General features: G+C 29.4%; 3 protein-coding genes and 1 pseudogene. All 4 read left to right on the top strand.

Translation table 11 applies throughout. The features are described 5' to 3' along the window. Positions 1-183 precede the first annotated feature (183 nt). Positions 184-756 (top strand): DUF6431 domain-containing protein, encoded by a 573-nt coding sequence (locus BVF91_RS12895; protein ID WP_085113755.1) that lies wholly within the window; start codon positions 184-186, stop codon positions 754-756. A gap of 231 nt (positions 757-987) precedes the next feature. Further along, a pseudogene (locus tag BVF91_RS13685) lies at positions 988-2,225 on the top strand (DDE-type integrase/transposase/recombinase). Between the two features lie 21 nt (positions 2,226-2,246). Continuing rightward, positions 2,247-2,549, top strand: coding sequence for a hypothetical protein (locus BVF91_RS13535; RefSeq protein WP_240495895.1), 303 nt, complete (start codon positions 2,247-2,249; stop codon positions 2,547-2,549). Beyond that, complete coding sequence (locus BVF91_RS12885; RefSeq protein WP_240495894.1) at positions 2,497-3,051, top strand: ExeA family protein; 555 nt, start codon at positions 2,497-2,499, stop codon at positions 3,049-3,051. The genes BVF91_RS13535 and BVF91_RS12885 overlap by 53 nt, the downstream gene beginning before the upstream one ends. The last annotated feature ends 294 nt before the right edge of the window (positions 3,052-3,345 follow it).

Genomic DNA, 3,345 nt, shown 5'->3' with positions numbered 1-3,345 from the left:
TGTTATACAGCAAATTATTTCAATACAAAAAGTGATATAAAAAGCAAAATAATTTAACCTTATCCATTATGTAAAGTTAATTAATTTTCATATTCATGTATAAGATTGGTTAATCTTGCCTACAATTATAGAAAAAAATAATGGGGCGGTAAAATTAATTACCACCCCAAGAAAGGTATCACAATGATAATTATAGCCTTTCCAGTTAAAAATATACATAAATATATCGAAAATGAATCATATTTGTACATAGATACACCATCTGGATGTCCTAATTGCAATTACAACGGTAAATTGTATAGGCATGGTTATTACTGCAGGGGTGTCTTTATCGACAATAATTGCATAGATATTACCATAGCAAGAGTTATCTGTCCTGTGTGCCATAAGACACATGCTTTAATACCAGATTTTTTAGTGCCATATTTCATCTATCCTTTATCTGTTATTCTAACTTCTTTAAAAAAAATATTTATCGATGGACATGGCACTACATATGTTACTGATGAAATCATTAAAGAGTTTAATTTGTCTTTTGTAAAACAGCAAAATATTAGTTATTTCAAAATGAGATTTCTCTCTATTATGAATTATGTTTACAGCTTTTTTGCTAATTTTCAAGAATACATTGAAACAATGAACAGTTTATCTCCCAGAACTTTGATAAGCAATATTTGCAAATATACAAAAGAAAAGCTAAAGTTTAATTTACACTATTTTGATTTGATGAAAGTACATTTTTTCAAAAAAGCTTAAACTTAATTTTTGGTAGAATTTTTTTGCTTTTTTTACAAAAGCCATGTTTTTATCATAATTTACCGATGTTTTTGACTGTATAATTATTTTAATTCGATTAAAAATGTTTAATCTGAATTTGTCTATATAAATTTATTTAATTTGCATTTTATCTCTCCACATAACCTTTGTGAATGCACCATCATTATCCAGTCAATAATACTGATAATTAAATTGAGGAGGTTTTTAGGCATGGATAATGATGTTAAACAAAAAATTGCTTACTTTAAATTTTCTTTGATAGCACCGCTTATCAATGAAAATTACACTCAGGAAACTGCAAAAGAATATATGGAGGTTATTACTTCTAAAGTTTATGATGTGCCTTCATTAGGTAAAAGAGAATTTTCTCCTAATACAATTAAGACATGGCTTTACTGTTACAGAAAATATGGATTTGAAGGTTTATATCCAAAAAGCAGATGCGACAAAGGTACTTCGAGAATTTTAACTGATGATGTTAAAGCCTATATTAAAAATCTAAAACTCGATAATCCAAGAAGATCAGCTAAATCAATCTATAGGAACTTTTAGCTAAAAAGTTTATTGAGCTTGATAAAGTATCCTTATCTACAGTTCAAAGATATCTTCGAAAAACTAAAATATCTACATCAGCATTAAACACAAAAGACAGGAGAGCTTTTGAAATGGAGTATCCTAATGACTGTTGGCAATCTGATATATCAATGGGTCCATACTTAATTATCAACGACAAGAAGATTAAAACATACCTTATTGCTTTTCTGGATGATTCATCAAGGTTAATAACACATACAGAATTTTATGATACAGATAATGTCATATCACTTATTGATGCGTTCAAAAAAGCCGTTTCGAAAAGAGGTGTTCCTAAAAAGCTATTTGTTGATAACGGCAAAGTATTCCAAAGCGAACAATTGCATTTAATATGTGCATCATTGGGAACGTCCTTATGCTATGCTGAACCATATTCTCCAGAATCAAAAGGAAAAATCGAAAGATTTTTCAGGACATTAAAAGACCAATGGATGTATGGATTTGATTGGCAGAAAATATCTTCCATAGACGAATTGAATGAGAACTTGAATAAATATATTGAAGGAATATATCATCAAACAGTACATTCATCAACAAATATGAAGCCTGTAGAGAAATTCATTAAATACACAGACACGATGAAATTCATAAATTCTAAAGAAGAACTTGATAACATATTTCTCTATAGAGTCAAAAGGCGTGTAATTAAAGATGCGACAGTATCAATAGAAAAAGTTAAATTTGAAGTACCGATGCAGTATATCGGTGATTATGTAAATATACGATATTACCCAAAATCACTTGATAAAGCATATATTTTTAGCGAAGACGGTAAGCTCTTACAAACAATACATCCAGTAAACAAAATTGATAATTCTAAGATAAGAAGAAAAGAAATAGACTTTTCTTTGTAAATGAAGAAAGAAGGAGAAACAATGTTTAATGTATATTATGGATTAACATTTAATCCATTTTCTAAAGACTGTGATGTGAAATATCACTACAAATCACAGGATTATATACAAGCAATGAGCAGATTAGAATTTTTAAAAGATAAAAAAGGATTTGGGTTAATAACAGGAGATCCTGGATCTGGTAAGTCATATACACTAAAATGCTTTGTAACTTCTTTAAATCCTAATATGTATCAAGGTTGTATACATACCAATATCAACACTTACCGTTATGGATTTTTACAGGTATTTATCCGACGGCTTAGGATTAATACCGAAACATAGAAAATGTGATATGTTTCGCCAGATACAGGATGTAATATTAAATTACCATTCAAAGAACATAACTCCCGTTATCATCGTTGATGAGGCTCAGTTCATAAGCAACTCAATCCTTGATGATTTACGCATTATATTTAATTTTGACATGGACACAAAAAATTATGCATTACTTATATTATCAGGACAAACACAATTAATTATACAGTTGAATAGACAAGCACATGAAGCATTAAGGCAGCGAATAGTTTTAAATTATTCATTTAAGGGTTTAAACAAAGATGAAACAAAAGAATATATAACATCAAGATTAAAATGTGCAGGATGCAATGAAACAATATTTACTGATGACGCAATTGAATTAATATATTCAAGCACAAATGGATATTTAAGAAAAATTAATTTACTTGCAGAAATGTCAATGATATTAGGAGCTAAAGAAAGTCAAAAAACTATAAATGGTGAGCTAGTATTTAGAGCTCAAAGCGATATAAATATTACAGAATAATTGTATGTATGAGTGTATCTTCTTCTCCGGAGGGGATAGGGAAATGCAGGGGTGCAACCTGAGCACTTCGGAGAGGGTTGGTGCCATAAAACAACTTTCTCCCGGTTCAATCCGGGGGAGAAGGTACATTCAAGATGGCATTTACCCAAAAAGCGTAAAACCCAAAAATGGATATACTTGAAGACATATGTATATGATTTTAGAATTATACAATCTTGTGATTGTATAATGTGAATTTTTGAGTAAAAACAATGTTTAGTGATTGTTTAATCTTTATATTTTTTAGGATAAGTC

The organism is Thermoanaerobacterium sp. PSU-2 (genome assembly GCF_002102475.1).
Classification (GTDB): domain Bacteria; phylum Bacillota; class Thermoanaerobacteria; order Thermoanaerobacterales; family Thermoanaerobacteraceae; genus Thermoanaerobacterium.
The sequence above is the reverse complement of the archived record's forward strand: the minus strand, read 5'-3'. Positions and strand labels throughout refer to the sequence as shown.